The organism is Actinosynnema sp. NPDC023587 (assembly GCF_040640215.1).
Lineage (GTDB): Bacteria > Actinomycetota > Actinomycetes > Mycobacteriales > Pseudonocardiaceae > Actinosynnema.
On record NZ_JBFABG010000001.1, the window covers coordinates 178,498 to 196,333 of the forward strand.

At 72.0% G+C, this 17,836-nt stretch carries 19 protein-coding genes; 5 read left to right on the top strand and 14 right to left on the bottom strand.

The annotated features are described in order from the left end of the window. Window positions 1–37 precede the first annotated feature (37 nt). Entirely contained in the window at window positions 38–433 is a 396-nt protein-coding gene (gene mscL, locus AB0G01_RS00880; protein WP_360937989.1) for a large conductance mechanosensitive channel protein MscL, read from the top strand. A gap of 146 nt (window positions 434–579) precedes the next feature. On the opposite strand, the gene AB0G01_RS00885 is transcribed toward mscL, so the two are convergent. From AB0G01_RS00885 to AB0G01_RS00935, 11 genes are all read right to left on the bottom strand, one after another. After that, window positions 580–762, bottom strand: a complete 183-nt coding sequence (locus AB0G01_RS00885) for a hypothetical protein (RefSeq protein ID WP_360937991.1) — start codon at window positions 760–762, stop codon at window positions 580–582. Further along, window positions 759–1,259 (bottom strand): molybdenum cofactor biosynthesis protein B, encoded by a 501-nt coding sequence (locus AB0G01_RS00890; RefSeq protein WP_015098113.1) that lies wholly within the window; start codon window positions 1,257–1,259, stop codon window positions 759–761. Before AB0G01_RS00890 ends, AB0G01_RS00885 begins: the two co-directional genes overlap by 4 nt. A 969-nt stretch (window positions 1,260–2,228) precedes the next feature. Next, window positions 2,229–3,560, bottom strand: coding sequence for a trypsin-like peptidase domain-containing protein (locus AB0G01_RS00895; RefSeq protein ID WP_360939827.1), 1,332 nt, complete (start codon window positions 3,558–3,560; stop codon window positions 2,229–2,231). A 329-nt stretch (window positions 3,561–3,889) separates the two neighbouring features. After that, entirely contained in the window at window positions 3,890–4,978 is a 1,089-nt protein-coding gene (gene galT, locus AB0G01_RS00900) for a galactose-1-phosphate uridylyltransferase (RefSeq protein ID WP_360937993.1), read from the bottom strand. Continuing rightward, window positions 4,975–5,775, bottom strand: coding sequence for a DeoR/GlpR family DNA-binding transcription regulator (locus AB0G01_RS00905; RefSeq protein WP_360937996.1), 801 nt, complete (start codon window positions 5,773–5,775; stop codon window positions 4,975–4,977). Before AB0G01_RS00905 ends, galT begins: the two co-directional genes overlap by 4 nt. A gap of 210 nt (window positions 5,776–5,985) precedes the next feature. After that, a complete protein-coding gene (locus AB0G01_RS00910; protein WP_360937999.1) occupies window positions 5,986–7,365 on the bottom strand; it encodes a HAMP domain-containing sensor histidine kinase in 1,380 nt (459 codons plus the stop codon). Further along, window positions 7,362–8,051: a response regulator transcription factor gene (locus AB0G01_RS00915; protein WP_041311805.1), complete on the bottom strand. Its 690-nt coding sequence runs from the start codon at window positions 8,049–8,051 to the stop codon at window positions 7,362–7,364. The genes AB0G01_RS00910 and AB0G01_RS00915 overlap by 4 nt, the downstream gene beginning before the upstream one ends. A 52-nt stretch (window positions 8,052–8,103) precedes the next feature. Next, window positions 8,104–8,712, bottom strand: coding sequence for a trimeric intracellular cation channel family protein (locus AB0G01_RS00920; protein WP_360938002.1), 609 nt, complete (start codon window positions 8,710–8,712; stop codon window positions 8,104–8,106). Between the two features lie 51 nt (window positions 8,713–8,763). Continuing rightward, the gene (locus AB0G01_RS00925; protein ID WP_360938005.1) at window positions 8,764–9,897 is read right to left on the bottom strand and encodes a GNAT family N-acetyltransferase; all 1,134 of its coding nucleotides are present in this window, start codon (window positions 9,895–9,897) and stop codon (window positions 8,764–8,766) included. Window positions 9,898–9,907: 10 nt separating this feature from the next. Then, entirely contained in the window at window positions 9,908–10,732 is an 825-nt protein-coding gene (locus AB0G01_RS00930; RefSeq protein WP_360938008.1) for a 3-hydroxyacyl-CoA dehydrogenase family protein, read from the bottom strand. Then, a complete protein-coding gene (locus AB0G01_RS00935; protein WP_360938011.1) occupies window positions 10,729–11,049 on the bottom strand; it encodes an EthD family reductase in 321 nt (106 codons plus the stop codon). The genes AB0G01_RS00930 and AB0G01_RS00935 overlap by 4 nt, the downstream gene beginning before the upstream one ends. A 55-nt stretch (window positions 11,050–11,104) precedes the next feature. On the opposite strand from AB0G01_RS00935, the gene AB0G01_RS00940 reads away from it, so the two are divergent. Continuing rightward, window positions 11,105–11,749, top strand: coding sequence for a histidine phosphatase family protein (locus AB0G01_RS00940; RefSeq protein ID WP_360938014.1), 645 nt, complete (start codon window positions 11,105–11,107; stop codon window positions 11,747–11,749). A gap of 116 nt (window positions 11,750–11,865) precedes the next feature. Here the strand turns inward: AB0G01_RS00940 and AB0G01_RS00945 are convergent, their stop codons facing one another. Next, window positions 11,866–12,189 (bottom strand): hypothetical protein, encoded by a 324-nt coding sequence (locus tag AB0G01_RS00945; RefSeq protein ID WP_360938017.1) that lies wholly within the window; start codon window positions 12,187–12,189, stop codon window positions 11,866–11,868. A gap of 296 nt (window positions 12,190–12,485) precedes the next feature. Here AB0G01_RS00945 and AB0G01_RS00950 point away from each other — a divergent pair, with 296 nt between their 5' ends. Next, a complete protein-coding gene (locus tag AB0G01_RS00950) occupies window positions 12,486–13,979 on the top strand; it encodes a diguanylate cyclase (protein ID WP_360938020.1) in 1,494 nt (497 codons plus the stop codon). 279 nt (window positions 13,980–14,258) lie between these two features. Here AB0G01_RS00950 and AB0G01_RS00955 read toward each other — a convergent pair whose 3' ends face one another. Beyond that, complete coding sequence (locus AB0G01_RS00955) at window positions 14,259–14,906, bottom strand: response regulator transcription factor (RefSeq protein ID WP_360938024.1); 648 nt, start codon at window positions 14,904–14,906, stop codon at window positions 14,259–14,261. Window positions 14,907–15,494: 588 nt separating this feature from the next. Here AB0G01_RS00955 and AB0G01_RS00960 point away from each other — a divergent pair. Next, window positions 15,495–15,791 carry a penicillin acylase family protein gene (locus AB0G01_RS00960; protein ID WP_360938027.1) on the top strand — a complete coding sequence of 99 codons (297 nt, stop codon included), beginning with the start codon at window positions 15,495–15,497 and terminating at the stop codon, window positions 15,789–15,791. A gap of 246 nt (window positions 15,792–16,037) precedes the next feature. Then, window positions 16,038–16,772 carry a penicillin acylase family protein gene (locus AB0G01_RS00965; RefSeq protein WP_360938030.1) on the top strand — a complete coding sequence of 245 codons (735 nt, stop codon included), beginning with the start codon at window positions 16,038–16,040 and terminating at the stop codon, window positions 16,770–16,772. Window positions 16,773–16,958: 186 nt separating this feature from the next. Here AB0G01_RS00965 and AB0G01_RS00970 read toward each other — a convergent pair whose 3' ends face one another. Beyond that, window positions 16,959–17,795: a hypothetical protein gene (locus tag AB0G01_RS00970; RefSeq protein ID WP_360938033.1), complete on the bottom strand. Its 837-nt coding sequence runs from the start codon at window positions 17,793–17,795 to the stop codon at window positions 16,959–16,961. Window positions 17,796–17,836: the final 41 nt, after the last annotated feature.

Sequence of the window (17,836 nt, forward strand, 5' to 3'; positions counted from 1 at the left end):
CTAGCCCCACCCGTCCCCCCGAATGGAGGTACCCGCCGTGATCAAGGGCTTCAAAGACTTCCTCATGCGCGGCAACGTGATCGACCTCGCGGTCGCCGTCGTCATCGGCGCGGCGTTCAGCGCGATCGTCACCGCGTTCACGAACAACCTGATCAACCCGATCATCGCGCTGCTCGGCGGCAACAACGTCAACGGTCTCGCGGTCAAGCTCGGCGAGAGCGACAAGACCATCATGGACTTCGGCGCGATCATCACGGCGGTGCTCAACTTCGTGATCGTGGCGGCCGTCGTCTACTTCATCTTCGTGCTGCCCATGAACAAGATCAAGGAGCGCCGCGAGAAGGGCAAGGAACCCGGCCCCTCGGAGCCGACCGACATCGAACTGCTCAAGGAGATCCGCGACCTGCTCGCCGCTCAGCAGCGCAACGGCTGAGCCCGACCCAGCCGCTCACACCGCAAGCCGCCCGTGCCACAAGCCTCTTGCCTCACAAGACGGTCGTGTAGCGGATGGGTCGTGTAGCGGACGAGTCGCGCACCGAGCCGGTCGCACACCCAACCGGTCGAACACCCCTGCGGGGACTAGCCGTGGTGGGGTGGGCGGTTGTCGAGGTACCACTGGTCGTCACGACCAGCGGCGGTCGGTTCGTCCGGCGCTTCGGGCAGGACCTCGCCGAACACCTCGGCCAGCCGACGACGCCGCGCCGCCTCCTTCGCCGCCTCTTCGGCAGCGACGGTCGCGGCGTCGTCAACAGGCTCGCTCATGCTTCGTCGAGCCCGGAGAGCTGCTCGATGACGTAGGGCACCAGTGCGGAGAGGGTTGCCATGCCGTCCCGCACCGCCGACCGCGAACCCGCCAGGTTCACCACGAGCGTGCTGCCCGACACCCCGACGAGGCCGCGCGAGATCCCCGCGTCGACCGCGCCGGCGGCCAGACCCGAAGCCCGGAGGGCCTCGGCGATGCCCGCGATGGGCCGGTCCAGCACACCCTGCGTGGCGTCGGGTGTGACGTCGCGCGGCGACACACCGGTGCCACCGACGGTGACCACCAGGTCGACACCACCGATGACCGCGGTGTTGAGCGCGGCGCGGATACCCACGACCTCGCCCTCCACCGCGACGGTGCCGTCGACGATGAATCCAGCTTCCTCCAGCAGCTCGGTGACCAGCGGTCCCGTGCTGTCGTCGTGCTCACCGTGCGCCACCCGGTCGTCCACGATCACGACAAGGGCGCGTCCCAGGCGTTGCGCGCTGCGTTCCATGCGGATCACCGTAGCCAATCGGTGGTTCCGACGGTTCCGTGACGTCAGGCTGTCACCGACTGCTACCCATCAAGCCCCCTGCCGATCCGGAAGTCGGGGCGGGTTTTCCGGGAGCGGGAACGCCCACGCGGCCACGCGCACGCGGGGCGAGCCCCCGTACCGCACCGCTGCGCACCCCTGACGCCGCGCCTGACCCCCGAAACCGCTCCACTGGACCTCCGGGCCAGTGCACGGGCCGCCGCGCCCATCACGCGGGAGCCCTGCGGCCTCCGGGACGAGGGTGCCGTTCCCATCCCTGTCGGGCACGAGGGGTTCGGCGCAGCCCACCGCCTCGATCCGAAGCGCGGCCCGCGCTCAGGTGCACGGTGGAGTCGGGCGGTTCGATGTCGTCGAGGGGACGAGGGACGCCGCACCGAACACCGCGACGGCGGCCAGACAGGCGTTGACGGGAACGGCGCGCATACGGGGTCCCGCAATCAGGACCTGCGCGCAGGCGACCAGCGCTGCCTGGATCGGCAGCCGTTCCGGCCGGGGCCCCGTGGCCGCGCGCTGGTTGTCAGGCAGTGAACGCCTGGCGACGACGAATTCGTCGTACTGCTCAACGGCCCGGTACTCCTCCGTGCCGTCGCGGTCGGCCTCGGGCTGCCGGTACCTCTTGGCCCGCAATCGGCGCGGGCGGGCGGATGTCGACGAACGAGGAATCGGTTCGCAATGCCACAGCGAGGACGGCGTTTGTGCAATAGCCGCCCGGATTTCACCCGATCGTGCTCACGAACTCCCGTCGAGGGGCGGGTCCCAGGGGAAATGAAGTGAGGCCGCACACCGGCAGGTGAGGGGCGGCCTGCCGGAGTGCGGCCTCAGCACCGGCTCGGGGCACGCGAGCCGGGGTTCATGGGGTTACCTGATGTGGACGGGCTACCCGATCTCGACGGGCTACCCGATCTCGACGGGTTTCCGATCCCGAGGGGGTTACCTGATCTCGACGGGCTGGCTGCCGAGGGTCACCTCGGCCGTGCGGCCACCGGTCAGCGTGAGCCGCACCTTCTCGCCCGGTGCCCGGGACCGGACGGCGGCCACGACGGCGTCGGAGCTGTCGATGGCGCGGTCGCCGAACTTGGTGATCACGTCACCGGCCTTGAGGCCCGCCTGTTCGGCCGGACCGCCCGGGGTCACCTCGCGGACCTCGGCACCGCCTTCGCGGTTGTCGGTCACCTGCACGCCCAGGACGGTCTGCGTGGCCTTGCCGGTCTCGCTGAGCTCCTTGGCGGTGCGGCGGGCCTGGTCGATGGGGATGGCGAAACCGATGCCCACCGAGCCGCCCTGGGACGACTGGGTCGTGTTGGGGCTGTAGATGGCCGAGTTGATCCCGACGACCTGCCCCTTCATGTTGACCAGCGGCCCGCCGGAGTTGCCGGGGTTGATCGCCGCGTCGGTCTGGATGGCGTTCAGCACGGTCGCCTGGCTGCCGCCCCCGCCGCCGGCCCGCACCGGGCGGTTCAGCGAGCTGACGATGCCCGAGGTCACCGTGCCGTTGAGGTCGAACGGCGAGCCCACGGCCACGACCTGCTGGCCGATCCGCAGGTCGCCGGAGTTACCGAGTTCGGCGGTGGTCAGGCCGGACACGCCGTCGGCCTTCACCACGGCCACGTCCGAGGACGGGTCGCGGCCGACGATCTTGGCGTTCGCGGACCTGCCGTCCTGGAACAGGACCTTGATCGCCCCGCCGTTCGCGGCCGACTCGACCACGTGGTTGTTGGTGACGACCAGGCCGTCGGAGCTGATCACGAACCCGGAGCCGGCACCGCCGTTGAGCTGCACCTGGACCACGGTGGGCAGCACCCGCTGCGCCACCTGCTCGATGGAGCCGTCGGGAGCGTTGGCGGTCTGCTGGGCGGGCGGGCCGACGCTCAGCGCGTTGGTCACCGGCCCGGACCCGTCGGCCGCCTGGTAGCCGAGGTAGCCACCGACCCCGCCCGCGACGCCACCCACGGCGAGCACGAGCGCGGTGACTCCCGCGACGACTTTCCCGCGGCCCCGATTCCGCGGCACGGCGACCGGAGATCCGGGCGGTGCGTAATAAGGCCCCGACAGACCGGGCGTCCCGTGTAGGACGCCCGGCCCGCCCGGGACTTCCGGCTGGGCACTCCCCCAGCCGGGATGAGGTGCGCCGGAGCTGCCCTGCACAGCTCCCGGCACACCGGGGTCCGATGGCGCGGCGCTCCCCTGCGAAGCGCTCGGCGCACCGGCGGCCGGCGTCGTGGGGCTCCCCTGCGAAGCACCCGCGACACCTTCGTGCGGCACGGCGTCTCCCTGCGAAACGCCCTGCGCGCTCGTCGGGGGCACCGGACCGCCCTGCACGGTCCTGTGCTCACCGACGACCGGTTGCCCAGCACCCTGTTGCTGGAAACCGGCGTAACCGTGACCGGAGGCGGCGCTGTCGCGGGCCCAGGGGTTGGGCTGCTGCGGCTGAGGCTGCTGCGGCGGCTGCGGCTCGTTCTCGGTCATGTCCACCACTCTGGGGTGCGCGCCTGAGAGGAGCCTTAAACAGACCTGGGGATCACTTGTGAGAGTGCGAACGCCGCGACGCGCACGGCCGACCCGGCTTGTCCGGCGTTCGGCCCAGCGCCGGCTCAGGCGACGGCGTCGCGCAGCCGTTGCGCGATCTGCTCGGGGGTCGCGTCGTTGATCCACACGCCCATGCCGGACTCGGAACCGGCCAGGTACTTGAGCTTGTCGGGCGCGCGCAGCACGGAGAACACCTCCAGGTGCAGCCACGCCAGGTCGCGCCCGGTCCGCACCGGGGCCTGGTGCCACGCCGCGATGTAGGGCAGCGGGCGCTGGTAGAGGGCGTCCAGCCGGGCCAGGACCGCCAGGTAGAGGTGCGCGAAGTCGTCCCGCTCGGCGGCGGTGAGGGCGGGCAGGTCCGGCACCTGGCGGTGCGGCACCACGTGCACCTCGACCGGCCAGCGGGCGGCGGCGGGCACGTAGGCGGTCCAGTGCTCCGACGTGCCCACGACCCGTGTGCCCGCAGCGCGCTCGGCGGCCAGCACGTCACCCATCAGCGCACGGCCGTGCGCCGCGCGGTACTCGGCGGCCACGGCCAGCATCCGCTCGGTCTTCGGCGTCACGAACGGGTAGCCGTAGACCTGCCCGTGCGGGTGGCTCAGGGTCACCCCGATCTCCTCGCCCCGGTTCTCGAACGGGAAGACCTGCGCCACGCCCGGAATCGCGCCCAGCGCGGCCGTGCGGTCGGCCCACACCTCCACCACGGTCCGCACCCGCGAGGGCTCCAGCGACCCGAACGACGTGGTGTGGTCGGCGGTGAAGCACACCACCTCGCACCGGCCGCGCCCCGCCGCGCGGGCCACCATCGGCATTCCGTCCACAGTGGACGGAAGGTCCGGGACGCCTTGCGCGAACGAGGGGAAGCGGTTCTCGAACACCACCACGTCGTAGTCGGACTCGGGGATCTCGGTCGGCCTGCCCGGCGCGGACGGGCACAGCGGGCACAGGTCCGCCGGCGGCTTGTACGTCCGGGTCTGCCGGTGGGCCGCCAGCGCGACCCACTCGCCGGTCAGCGGGTCGCGGCGCACCTCGGACAGCGGTTGCGACGGCGGCAGGTCCCGGGTGTCCACCGCGGTTCGCGGCGGCGCGCCCGGGGTGTCGTCGAAGTAGATGATCTCCCGGCCGTCGGCCAGTTCCCGCACCGTGCGCTTCACGCGAGCCCGTCCTCTCCCCGGCCCGGCACGGGTGCCAGGACCAGCTCTCCGACCTGGTCCCCGAGCACGGCGCGCGCCTGGTCGGGCAGGCCCTCGTCGGTCACCAGCACGTCCGCCTCGTCGAGGTTCGCGATGGTGGAGATGCCGACGGTGCCCCACTTGGTGTGGTCGGCGACCACGACGACCCGGCCGGCCGCGTCGAGCAGGGCGCGGTCGGTCTCGCTCTCGTCGAGGTCGGGCGTGGTGAAGCCGGCCCGCTCCGCCATGCCGTGCACGCCGAGGAAGACCAGGTCCAGGTGCAGGGAGCGCAGCGCCCGCACGGCGACCGGTCCGACCAGCGCGTCGGACGGGGTGCGCACCCCGCCGGTGAGCACCACGGTCCGGTCGGTGCGCCCGCTCCGCTGGAGCACGTCGGCGACCCGGGTGGAGTTGGTGACCGCGGTCAGGTCCGGGACGTCGTCCAGGAACCGGGCCAGCGCCCGCGTGGTGGTGCCGGCGGACAGCCCGATCGCGGTGCCGGACCGGACCAGGCCCGCCGCCCGCGCGGCGATGGCCTCCTTCTCCGGCAGCCGGCGCGCGGACTTGGCCTCGAACCCGGGTTCGTCGGTGCCGCAGCCGACCACGGGCGTGGCCCCGCCGTAGACCTTCTCCACCAGCCCGCGAGCGGCCAGCACGTCGAGGTCGCGGCGCACGGTCATGTCCGAGACACCCAGCCGTCCGACCAGGTCGCTCACCCGCGCCGCCCCGGTCCGCCGGACCTCGTCCAGGATCACCGCCTGCCGTTGCCGCGCCAGCACGTCACACCTCTTCCCCGAGGGCGACCGCGCGACCGTCCGACGGCACCGTGGTCAGGCCCGATCGGCGCACTGGTCATGGCCGCCAGCCTGTCCGGACCCCACAGGCCAAGTCAACAGAGTCGAACAGAACCGATCGTTCGAGTCGGCCCGGCGGTACCGTTCGTGGACCGGGTGACCGGCGCAGCCGCCTCGTCAGCGCCGAGCTCGTGGTCAGGGACGGCCGGGGAGCCGGACCGTGAACAGCGCCCCGCCCTCGGGCGCACGGCCCGCGTAGGCCACGCCGCCGTGGCGTTCCGCCGCCTGCTTCACGATCGCCAGGCCCAGCCCCGACCCGGGCAGGGTGCGGGCCTCGGAGGAGCGGTAGAAGCGCTCGAACACGTGCGGCAGGTCGTCGTCCGCGATGCCGGGGCCGGAGTCCGCGACCTCCAGCGCCACGCTGCCGTCGCCCACCTGCCGCAGCTCCAGCCGCACCACGCCGTCGGGCGGGCTGAACTTCACCGCGTTGTCCAGCAGGTTGAGCACGGCGCGCTCCAACGCGCTGGAGTCGCCGAGCAGCGCCCACGGCTGCAACCGGACGTCGAACCGCACGTCGCCGGGAGCCCGGCGGCGGGCCCGGTCCAGCGCCCGCTCCACGACCTCGACCAGGTCCACGGGCTCGTGCACCACCTGCGGCGCGTCCTCGCGGGCCAGCTCGACCAGGTCGCCGATCAACGTGGTGAGCTCGTCGAGCTGGGCCCGCACGTCGGTGTTGATCTCCGCCTTGTCCTGGTCGGACAGCGTCGGCAGGTCGGGCCGCTCGGACGCGAGCAGCAGTTCGAGGTTGGTGCGCATGGACGTCAGCGGCGTGCGGAGCTCGTGACCCGCGTCGGCCACCAGCCGGCGCTGGCGCTCCTGGGAGTCCGCGACCGCGCCGAGCATCGCGTTGAACCGCTGGGTGAGCCGGGCCAGCTCGTCGTCGCCGGTCACCGGGATCGGCCGCAGGTCGCCGGTCATCGCCACCCGCTCGGTGGCCTCGGTCAGCCGCTGCACGGGCCGCAGGCCGGTCCGCGCCACCGCCGTGCCCGCCGCCGCCGCGACCAGCACGCCGATGCCGCTGATCACGAATAGCACCACGGACAGCTTGCCCAGGGTGGTCTCCAGCGGCTTCATCGACTGGGCGATCACCATCGCCCGGCCGTCCTCGTACTGCACCGAGATCACCCGGAACCCGCTGCGCGTGTCGCTCCACAGGTTCTCGGTCTTCTGGCCGCGCGCCACCTCCAGGTCGCCCGACGACGACGGCGGCGCGACGGTGCCCTTCGGGTAGAGCATCTGACCGTCTTCGGTGAGCAGGCCGATCCGCACGTCGCCCGCCGCGAGGAACGCGCCGGGGATCTCGGTGACGTCGGTGTTCACCCTCGGCGCGATGACCGCGGCGTCCGCGCGCTGCTTCAGGCCCAGGTCGAGCTGGCCGTCGAGGTTGCTGCTGACGGTCATGTAAGCGCCCAGCGACACCACGCCCACCACCCCGGCGACGCAGAACGCCGCCAGGAGGGTGACCCGGGCCCGCAGGGAAACGCGCTGGAACCGCCCGTTGGCGGTACTGATCACGGAGGGGTCTCCCGCAGCACGTAGCCGACGCCCCGGACGGTGTGCAGGAGGCGGGGCTCGCCCTCGGCCTCGGTCTTGCGGCGCAGGTACCCCACGTAGACCTCCAGCGCGTTGCCGGAGGTCGGGAAGTCGTAGCCCCAGACGTCCTCCAGGATGCGGCCCCGGGTCAGCACCTGCTTGGGGTGCGCCAGGAACAGCTCCAACAGGGCGAACTCGGTCCGGGTGAGGCTGATCGGGCGCTCGCCGCGGCGGACGTCCCGGGTGCCGGGGTCCAGTTCGAGGTCGGCGAACCGGAGCACCGCGCCGGCGGGCTCCTCGGCGTCCGAGACCGCCCTCCGCAGCAGCGCGCGCAGCCGGGCCAGCAGCTCCTCCAGCGCGAACGGCTTGGGCAGGTAGTCGTCCGCCCCGGCGTCGAGCCCCGACACCCGGTCGGACACCGCGTCCCGCGCGGTGAGCACCAGGATCGGCAGGTCGTCGCCGGTGCTGCGCAGCCGGCGGCAGACCTCCAACCCGTCCAGCCTGGGCATCATGACGTCGAGCACCATGGCATCGGGACGCTGGGAGACGACCGATTCGAGGGCCTGCTGACCGTCTCCGGCCAGATCCACCTGGTAGCCGTTGAACTGCAGTGAGCGGCGAAGCGACTCACGCACGGCCCGGTCGTCGTCGACAACGAGGATGCGCATGGGGATCAGTGTTGCTCCTGCTCCTGAGAGCCGCCTGAGAAGGCGGTGTGAGCTAGCCGTCAAGTTTGCGGGCGACCGGGGCGTTCCACTTCCGCCACAGCGCCAGTACGCGGACCCCGACGATCAGGACCGCCGCGACGGGCGTCACCACCCCTTCGGGGAAGCCCAGCCAGTCGCCCACCGCGACGATCACCGCGCCGCCCAGCGCCGCCACCGCGTAGATCTCCCGGCGCAGGACCAGCGGGATCTCCCGCAGCAGCACGTCGCGCAGCGCGCCGCCGCCGATGCCGGTGGTCATCCCCACCAGGCACGCGGCGTACGGGGGAGCGCCCAGCGAGAGCGCGGTGGAGGTGCCGGCGGTGACGAACAGACCCAGCCCGACCGCGTCCAACAACAACACGGACCGGCGGAGTCTGGACACCGTCGGGTGAAACCAGAAGACGATCAGCCCGGTGCCGGCCGCGACCGCCAGGTACGGCCAGTTCACCAGGTTCACCGGCGGGTGCACGCCGAGCAGCACGTCCCGCATGGTGCCGCCGCCCAGCGCCGTGGTGAGCGCGAGCACGATCACCCCGAACAGGTCCAGCCGGGCGCGCACCGCCGCCAGCGCGCCGGAGGCGGCGAAGGCGGCGATGCCGACCAGGTCGAGGACGATCAGCACGGTCGGTCCGGCGGGCGCGCGGGCGGGTCGGCGGTGGTCACGCCAGGCAGGCTAGAAGAAGTCCGCCAACCGGGGCACGCCCGGCGCGCCGACGAGCTGGTCGAGGAGCGCCGCGTCACCGGTCAGCAGACCGGCGCGGCGCAGGGCGTGGCTGTCCTGCATCCCGCTGAACCACGGCCCGAGCGCCCGCGCGTGCAGCCGCACCGCGCCGGACCCGCCCGGCTCGACGCGCACGGCCCCGTCCTCGACGACCAGCCGCTGCCGGCCCGCGTGCCACGGGGCGTGCTCGTCCACCACGTCCAGGTCGACCGCGGCGGACCGGAGCCACCGCGCGGCCGGCCAGCCGCGCGCGGCGACGGCGGCGGGCAGGTCCACCACCCGCAGCAGCCACTCGGAGGTGTTCACGGTGTGCCGGATGCCCTGGTTGGTGAGCAGCCCGGTGACCGCCGGGTCGACCACCCGCAGCGAGAGCCGGTCCAGCAGGCCGCCCCACGAGGCGAGGCCGCCGAGCAGGCCGAGCTGGGTCTCGGCGTCCCGCCCGATCAGGTCGAACACCCGCAGGCCCTCGCGGTCGCGCTCGGCGGTCAGGTAGCCGCGCACCTCGCCGTCGTGGCCGGGGACGACCGACGTGATGTCGAGCCGGCGCACGTCGGCGACGTCGATCGCGGGCGGCGACCGGTCCAGCAGGCCGTTCACGGTGGACGCCACGTCGTTGTAGCAGGCGTGCAGGCCGGCCAGGTCGTCCTCGCCGACCGGGCGGGTGGCGAGCTTCGGGCCGGGTGCCACCCGGTCGACCGTGAGGTCCAGCCACTCGAACACGCCGGCCCGCTCCCAGCCGCGCGAGCGGTAGAGCGCGGGGACGGTGGCGTAGAGCGCGGACAGCGGCTGCCCGTGCTCGCGCAGGTCGGTCAGGGCCCGGTCGAGCAGGCCGGTGGCGACGCCCCGGCCGCGCGCGTACGGGTCGACGGCGACGCCGCCGATGCCGCCCAGGGGCACCGGAGCGCCGCCGTAGTACTGGTGGAACTCGTTGATCGCCAGCGTGCCGGCCGGGCGGCCGTCGAGCTCGGCGACGAGGCCGCGCCGACCGGGGCGCAGCGGGTTGTCCTCGGACGTGCTGCCGAACGCGACCTTGCGCAGCCCGCGCACGTCGTCGGCGTCGTGGTCGGTCTGTTCCCTGATGAGCACGACGTCCTGCCTACCAGGCGAAGAACCCCCGGCCGGTCTTGCGGCCGAGTTCGCCCGCCGCGACCTTGGCGCGCAGCAGGGCGGGCGGTTCGAAGCGCGGGCCCAGCTCGGCGGCCAGGTGCTCGGCGATGGCCAGCCGCACGTCCAGGCCGACCAGGTCGGTGAGCCGCAGCGGGCCCATCGGCCAGCCGTAGCCCAGGCGCATCCCGGTGTCGATGTCCTCGGCGGAGGCGACGCCCTCGGCCAGCAGCCGGATCGCCTCCATGCCGACCGCGACGCCCAGCCGCGAGGTGGCGAACCCCGGCGAGTCGCGGACCTCGATCACGGTCTTGCCGAGCTGTTCGGCCCAGGCGCGGGTCTTCGCGAGGACGGCGGGGTCGAGCCGGTCGTGGTGGACGAGTTCGACCAGCTCCCGCACCGGGACGGGGTTGAAGAAGTGCATCCCGATCACCCGCTCGGCAGGCAGGCCCTCGGCGAGCTCGGAGATCGACAGGGAGGAGGTGTTGGACGCCAGCACGGCGTCGGGACACGCGCGCGCGGCGTTGCCCAGGACCCGGCGCTTGAGCTCGGCGTCCTCCGGGACGGCTTCGATCACCAGCTCGGCGGGCACGTCGGCCAGGTGCTCCACCAGGGTCAGCCCGCGCAGCAGCTCGTCCGGGTCGCGGTCGAGCTTGCCGCGCCCGGCCGCGACCGCGAGCGACTTCTCCACGGCCCGGCGGGCGGCGGCGACCCGGGACGCGCCGTGCTCGGCCACCACGACCTCGTGCCCGCCCGCGAGCAGCAGGTGCGCGATCCCCGCGCCCATCGTGCCGCCGCCGATCACCACCGCGATCATCCCTCGACCACTTCCGCCACGAACATGGCGACCAGGTCCGCGCCGCCGATCTCGCTCAGGTTCGCGCCGGCGGCCTGCCACTCGGGCGAGGCGAAGGCGACCTTCAGGTCCTGCTCGGACCCGAAGTACAGCTCGGCCACCAGGTGCGGCTCGGACTCGCCGAGGAAGCCGGGCACGAACACCTGGCTCACCTTGGCGACCTCGGCCCTGAGCAGACCGGGCGTGCGGCGGACGAGCGGCAGGTGGGAGGTGAGGTAGGCCTCGTCGAACCCGTCGACGTCGTCCGGTTTCCGGTACAGCGCGATGTACTTGATCATGTGACACCTTCCGTCCGGTTTCGCCGCCGGACTGTAACACCGGCACGATGGCGGGGTGCGGATCATCCTGCTGCGGCACGGGCAGAGCCTGGGCAACATCGACGAACTGGCGTACTGCCGGGTACCCGATCACGCCCTCCCCCTCACCCCGCGCGGCGAACAAGAGGCAGCCGAGGCCGGACCTCGGGTGAAAGCCCTGCTCGGCGACGGACCGGTGGCCGTGTACGTGAGCCCGTACGTGCGGACGCGGTCCACGTTGCGGGGGCTGGCGCTGGGCGGGCGGGCCGAGCGGGTGATCGCCGAGCCCCGGTTGCGGGAGCAGGACTGGGGCAACCTCCAGGACCCGGTGCGCCAGGAGGTGCTCAAGCACCAGCGGCACGCGTTCGGCCACTTCTTCTTCCGCCTGCCCAACGGCGAGTCGGGTGCCGACGTGGACGACCGGCTGGCGGGCTTCCTGGTCGACCTGGAGACCCGGATGGCCCACGACGACCACCCGTCGACGGCCCTGCTCGTCTCGCACGGCCTGACCATCCGCCTGCTGTGCCGGCGGCTGTTCGGGTGGAGCATCGAGCTGTTCGAGTCGCTGTCGAACCTGGAGACGTGCGAACACCGCGTGCTCACCCGCGAGGGCACCCGCTGGTCCCTCGACCGGCCGTTCGACCAGTGGCGCGACTCCCCGGACGGCGAGACCCAGGGCTGACCGGCCCCGGTCGCCACTCACCGTCCACTGAGGACCATCCGGCCACCACTGCCAGGAGTGACCACTGTGGACTGAGAGGATGTGTTGCTACCGCGCGGATTCGTGCCCGGCCGCCATCAGGAACGCGCGGGGGACGGCGCTGGTGCCCTCCCCCGCGCGAGACCGCCGAGCGAAGCGGTGCCGGCCGCCGCCAGCACCGCCAGCGCGGGCCAGTCCAGCACGAGATAACCCGCGGACGACACCACGAAACTGGCGTACAGGCCCCAGCACTGCACGACGGTGAGCGCCGCGCCGAGCGGCGTCGTCATCAGCGACACCACCAGCACCACCAGGGTGAGCAGGGCGAGCGCCACCAGCGGCCAGTGGCTCGACACGACGGTCGCGGCCACTCCCCCGGCGAAACCCGACGCGGACCCCGGTGCGGTTCCGATCCTCGGCATGGCGGTCTATTCAACGCCCGGTCGAAAGCCACGCCACCGCCCATCGGCGGAGTTCACCGGATCGCGTGAGGCCCGGTCGTGGGAACGAGCTCCCCGCCGGTCACCCGGGCCCGGTCGACGCCCTGTCCCGCACCCGGCCCGGAGCGCCACGGTCTGCCCTAATGCACCCCTCTTGAAGGCGTGCCGCACCAAGAGCGGTGCACCCGGCGTCCGTCCCGGTAGCCTGAGAAGGCCGTGCCGCTGGCGGACGGGCTCGCGTACCCGTCCCGCCGAGTCGGAATGGAGTGTCAGCACGAGTGGAGCAGCGAGATCCGCTGGTAGCGGTGCCCCGACCGGACCTGGAGGTCAAGGCGTTGCTGAACGCCGGCCGCCTGGCGGAGGCGAACACCCTGTTCGACCAGGTGGTGAGCCGGACCCCGCCGGGCGCGGACCGCTGGGTGCGCTCGGCGGTGCTGGTCAACCGGGCGAAGCTCGCCTGGCGGCTGGGTCGCATCCCGCTGGCGCTGGAGCTGGCCGCCGAGGGCTGGACCGACCTGGACGCCGAGCACGCCGACAGCCCCGCCGCCGCGCAGGCCATGCACGCGCTGGCGTACCTGCTGGAGGGCATCGGCAACCGGCGGGCGGCGGTGGACATGCTGCGGCTGGCCGTCCAGGTCGCGCGGCGGGCGAACGTCCCCGAGGTGCTCGGCCACAGCCTCCAGGGCCTGGGCGGCACGTTGAACTTCCGCGCCATCTCCTCCCCGCCGGAGCTCGCCCCGGGCATCTTCGCCGAGGCCCGCGACCACCTGCGGGAAGGTCTGGGGCTGGTGCACGAACCGGAGATGCGGCTCGCGCTGATGGGCGCGTACAGCCGTTCCCTGGCCGGCGTCGGGGACCTGGTCGCGGCCGAGGAGGCCGCCACCGAGACGCTGCGCCGGGCCACCGAGGTCGGTGACAAGTGGGCGCTGGCGGTGGCGGACTGGGTGCTCTCGGTGGTGCGCCGGGACCAGGGCGACCTGGTCGAGGCGCGCACGTTGGCCAGCCGCGCGGTGGCCGCCGCCGAGGCGATCAACGACACGTCGCTGCTGCTGCGGTTCTCCCTCGACCTGGCGGACATCTGCGCCCGGATGAACGACCCGGTGGGCGAGTCGGCGGCGTTGCGCTGCTCGGTGGCGGCGGGTCGGACGGCCGCCGAGACCCTCCAGGAAGGACTCGCGCAGGCGTTGGAGCAGCGCCGCGTCGCGGTGCAGGCGCAACGGCTGGCGGTGGCGGCGCAGGAGGCCGCCGCGCGCGACCCGCTGACCGGCCTGGCGAACCGGCTCGGGCTGGAGCGGGCGGCGGCCGGCCTGCTGGAGAGCACGGCCGCGCGCGGCCGGGTGCCGTGGCTGGTGCTGATCGACGTGGACTGGTTCAAAGGGGTCAACGACGACGCCGGGCACGCGGCGGGCGACGCGGCGCTGCGCGAGATCGCCCAGTTGCTGCGCCGCGAGTGCCGGGCGGACGACCTGGTGGCGCGGTGGGCGGGCGACGAGTTCGTGGTGCTGCTCGGCGACTCCGGGAGCACCGCGCACGACGTGGGCCCGACCGTGGCGGAACGCATCCGCGCGGCGGTGGACGGGCACGACTGGACCGTGGTGCTGGGCACGGTCCGGCGGCCGACGGTGAGCATCGGCGTGGCGGCCGGGCCGGCCAAGCTCGACCAGTTGTTCGCCGCCGCCGACATGGCGCTCTACCGCGCGAAGCGGCGCGGCCGGAACCGGGTCGAGGTCGAACCGGCGGTCGAGATCCCCGAAATCGTCAGCGGCGGGTGAAGGGCGAATCCGGCGACGGTGCGTGACCGAAAAGCCGGAGCGGCGGGAACCACTAATGCGTTCGCGTTGCATAACGGCGAAATGATTGCGGCGCGTAACCGGAAAGCGGGAAAGAACGGGTACCGCGCAGATTCCTGAAACATTTTCAGGTTAACCTCGGGTGCATTGTCCCACCGAGGCCCGACATTCCGACCGGAGCACCCCCGGGGCTCATCGTCCCACGGGGCACCGACAAATCCCGGGGAGCACTCCGACCGCGTCTCGGGCGGGTCCGCCGACTCAGGCGATCAGACCGCCCCGGAAGGCGACCAGGGCCGCCTGGACCCGGTTGACCGCACCGATCTTGCCCAGCACCGAGGACACGTAGCCCTTCACGGTGGCCTCGGACAGGTGCAGCGTGCCGCCGATCTCGGCATTGGACATGCCCTGTCCGATGAGGACGAGCACCTCCCGCTCGCGTTCGGACAGCGACGCCAGCAGGCGTCGGGCGGGTTCCGCCGCCCGCTCGCCGTCCGCCACCGCCGCCAGCACCCGGGCCGCCACGCCGGGGTCCAGCACGGCCCCGCCGACGGCCAGGTCGCGCACCGCGCGCACGAGCTGTTCCGGCTCGGTGTCCTTCAGCAGGAAGCCCGACGCGCCCAACCGCAGCGCCTCGGACACGTATTCGTCCACGTCGAACGTGGTGAGCATGGCGATCTTCGGCGGGTCCGGCATGGCGCGCAGCCTGCGCAGCGCCATCAACCCGTCCGAGGACCGCATCCGGATGTCGAGCAGCACGACGTGCGGGCGGTGCTGGCGGGCCAGGTCGGCCACCAGGTGCCCGTCGTCGCATTCGGCCACAACCTCGATGTCGCCGGCGCTGCTGAGGATCATGCGAAGGCCGGACCGGACGAGGTCTTCGTCGTCGGCCAGCATCACCTTGATCACGACGCCTCCCCGCGTTGGCGTTTCGTGTTCGTACTCGCTCAGCATCGCGCACGAACACGCAAGCTGACGTTAATTCACCGTTATCTCACCATGGAACAGCGCCGGAACAGCCTGTTCACAGTTGCCAGGAAATACCGGCAGTGGGCGGTGGACCCGCGCAACTTCCTGGCGCGGATGCGGCAACAGGGCGCAGGGCTTGTCGTCCGGACAGCGCGCGGCGCACTGGTCACCACGGTCGAAGCCGGCCATCGGCGGGTTGCCGCACTGGGCGCGGTCGTTTGCGTTCACGTTCACCGCGCGCGTTCACCGGTGAACGTGAACGGGCGGACCTGGCGGCACGGGTTCGGTCCGATCGGCACAGTCGCGGATGGACAGGACGGTCGATCCGGCCGGCTTGGATCGGCGGCGGTGCGTTACCGAAGCAGGACACACGGTCAACAGGCAACGAGTCGCGACCCAGGCCCGTCGACTGAATGCGAAGGTCTTTCGCGAATTCCTACCTGTGAGTAGCGTGCGGCACCCGGCTCCTTCCCGGAAGGAGCTTCGCGTCATGCGGAAACCCGCCCATCCGGAAGTCGACGACTGGCCGTGGTCACCCTGATCGCCGGCGTGCCCACTTCAGCACCGGCGCTGAGCACCCGTCCGGCGCACGCCGCCAACCAGGTGAAGAGCATGATCAAGCCGCGCGCGGACGTCACCATCATCTGCGACAAGGCGTTGGGGATACCGCACGTCTACGGCACCACCCGGTCCGGCACCGAGTTCGGCGCGGGCTACGCCGTCGCGCAGGACCGCCTGTGGCTGATGGACCTGTTCCGCCACCTCGGGCGCGGCCAGCTCAGCGGTTCGCGGGCGGTGGCGGCGAGGTGCAGAACGCGCTGGTGAAGCCGGCGACGCAGAACAAGTACGACGCGGAGGTCGGCGGCCGGGTGTGGCGGACGTTCCGAGAGTAGAACGACCCGGAGGCCGTGCTCACCCTGCGCGACGGGCAGCGCTTCCCGTACGCGTCGACGCCGACGTCCCCGCAGGGCGTGGCGTTGCCCGATGGCGGCGTGGTGACGCCGGAGAAGATTTCTGCGACCGGACGTCCACCCGACAGTCCACTGTGGATTTCCTCCCGAACTCCGCGCGGTGCGGGGATTTTTCGAGGACCGCGTGCTGCCGGTCGACCTGCTGACCAGGAAGCACGGGGTGTCGTTCGCGGGCGCGAGCATGTACGTGCAGCTCGGACGCGGACTGGACTACTCGTGGAGCGCCACCTCCGCTGGGCAGGACATCACCGACACGTACGCCGTGGAGCTGTGCGGGCCCGAAGGGAATCCCGCTTCGGCGACATCTCAGCACTACCACCACCGATCGGAATGCCAGGCCAAGGAACGGATCGAGCGCAAGAACGCGTGGAAGCCGACCGTCGCCGATCCCACGCTTGCCTGTTCATACACGTTGGCCGTGCACCGCACCAGGTACGGGCTCGTGCAGAGCCAAGCGCAGGTCGACGGCAAGCACGTGGCGTACACGTCGCTGCGCTCGACGTACCTGCACGAGGTGGACTCGATCGTCGGGTTCCAGGAGTTCAACGACCCGAACGCGATCCGCTCCGCGCAGGACTTCCAGCGCGCCGCCGAGCACGTCGAGTACACGTTCAACTGGTTCTACGCCGACGCGAAGGACACCGCGTCCTACACGCCGTTCCCACAGCATCCGAACTCGGTGAACCAGGACTACTGCATCTCGTGGAACAACAAGCAGCCACGAACGCGGCCGGCACCACTCGCCGCCCGCGAACGCCGTGGACGGCGAGGCGGACATCCGGCGGGCAAGACCTGGTTTCGTTCACCCCGACCGCCGCACGATTCGTACGAATGACCGGTATCCAACGCGCTGCGGGATACGGATACTCGCTGTACGAGCTTGAGGTCTACGCAACGTAGACCGGTCCGCAGGAAGACCCCGGTCCACCCCCAGGGACCGGGGTCTTCCGCCTTCCGGCCCCGGACCCGGTCCCTCCACTGTGGACACTTCAGTCCGGGCTCGTCGTGCTCGCCTCGCCCGTCAGGAAAGTGGCTTGATCCCGTTCTGGTGCGGGAGGCCGACCTGTTCGGCGAACTCCGTGGCGACCGTAGCGCCGCCGTAGATGCCGAGCGCTTTGGCGAGGTGCAGGCGCAGGTCCGTCCGGTGGCCGTCGGTCAGGCGCGGCAGGGCGCTCTCGAAGCTGGTCACCAGGGTTTCGGCCCAGTGCTGGTCGCGGCGCAACGAGGCGATGCGGACGAGCTCGGCCAACTGCTGCGCCAGCCCGATCGCCTGCTCCACCTGGTAACCGTTGCGGTGCAACCACCAGATGGTCGCGGTGGACAGGTCGGTCAGCACCTCGTCGCGCAGGTACCGGATCTCCGCCCGCTCCGCATCCCGTTCCGCTTGGCGGACGGTGGTCGTCTGGAGCAGCTCGATGTGCTTGCGCGCCATTTCGAGGTCGGAGTCGTCCACGCCGAGCTCGACACCTTCGGCGCGCGCCCAGACGTGCGTGCCCTCGACCTGGCGCTCAGCGGCCAGTTCGTCGCCGAGCTGGTGTTGCAGCGGGGCGTGGTGCACCAGCATGGCCCGCTCGGTGACCGCGCGAGCGCGGCTCACGATGTCGTTGATGGCGGCGCTGCGCGGCACGTTGTGCCGTGCGCCGGTGGTCAGGTCGAGCCGCCAGTGCACGGTGAAGCGAGCCCGGAAGTCCAGCCCGTACACGGCGCTGGGCAACGGCGTCTCGAACGCCTGCTGGTGCGACGAGGAAGGAGGTTCGAAGGTGAACTCCTCCGCACGCCGCACCCACCGACGACGCCACCAGGCCCCCATCGCGCCCAGGGGTCCGGGCCGGAAGTCCGGCCATGGTCTACCGCTCATGGAAAATCTTCCGCCGAGGTCCGAAGAGACGCCTCTCTCAC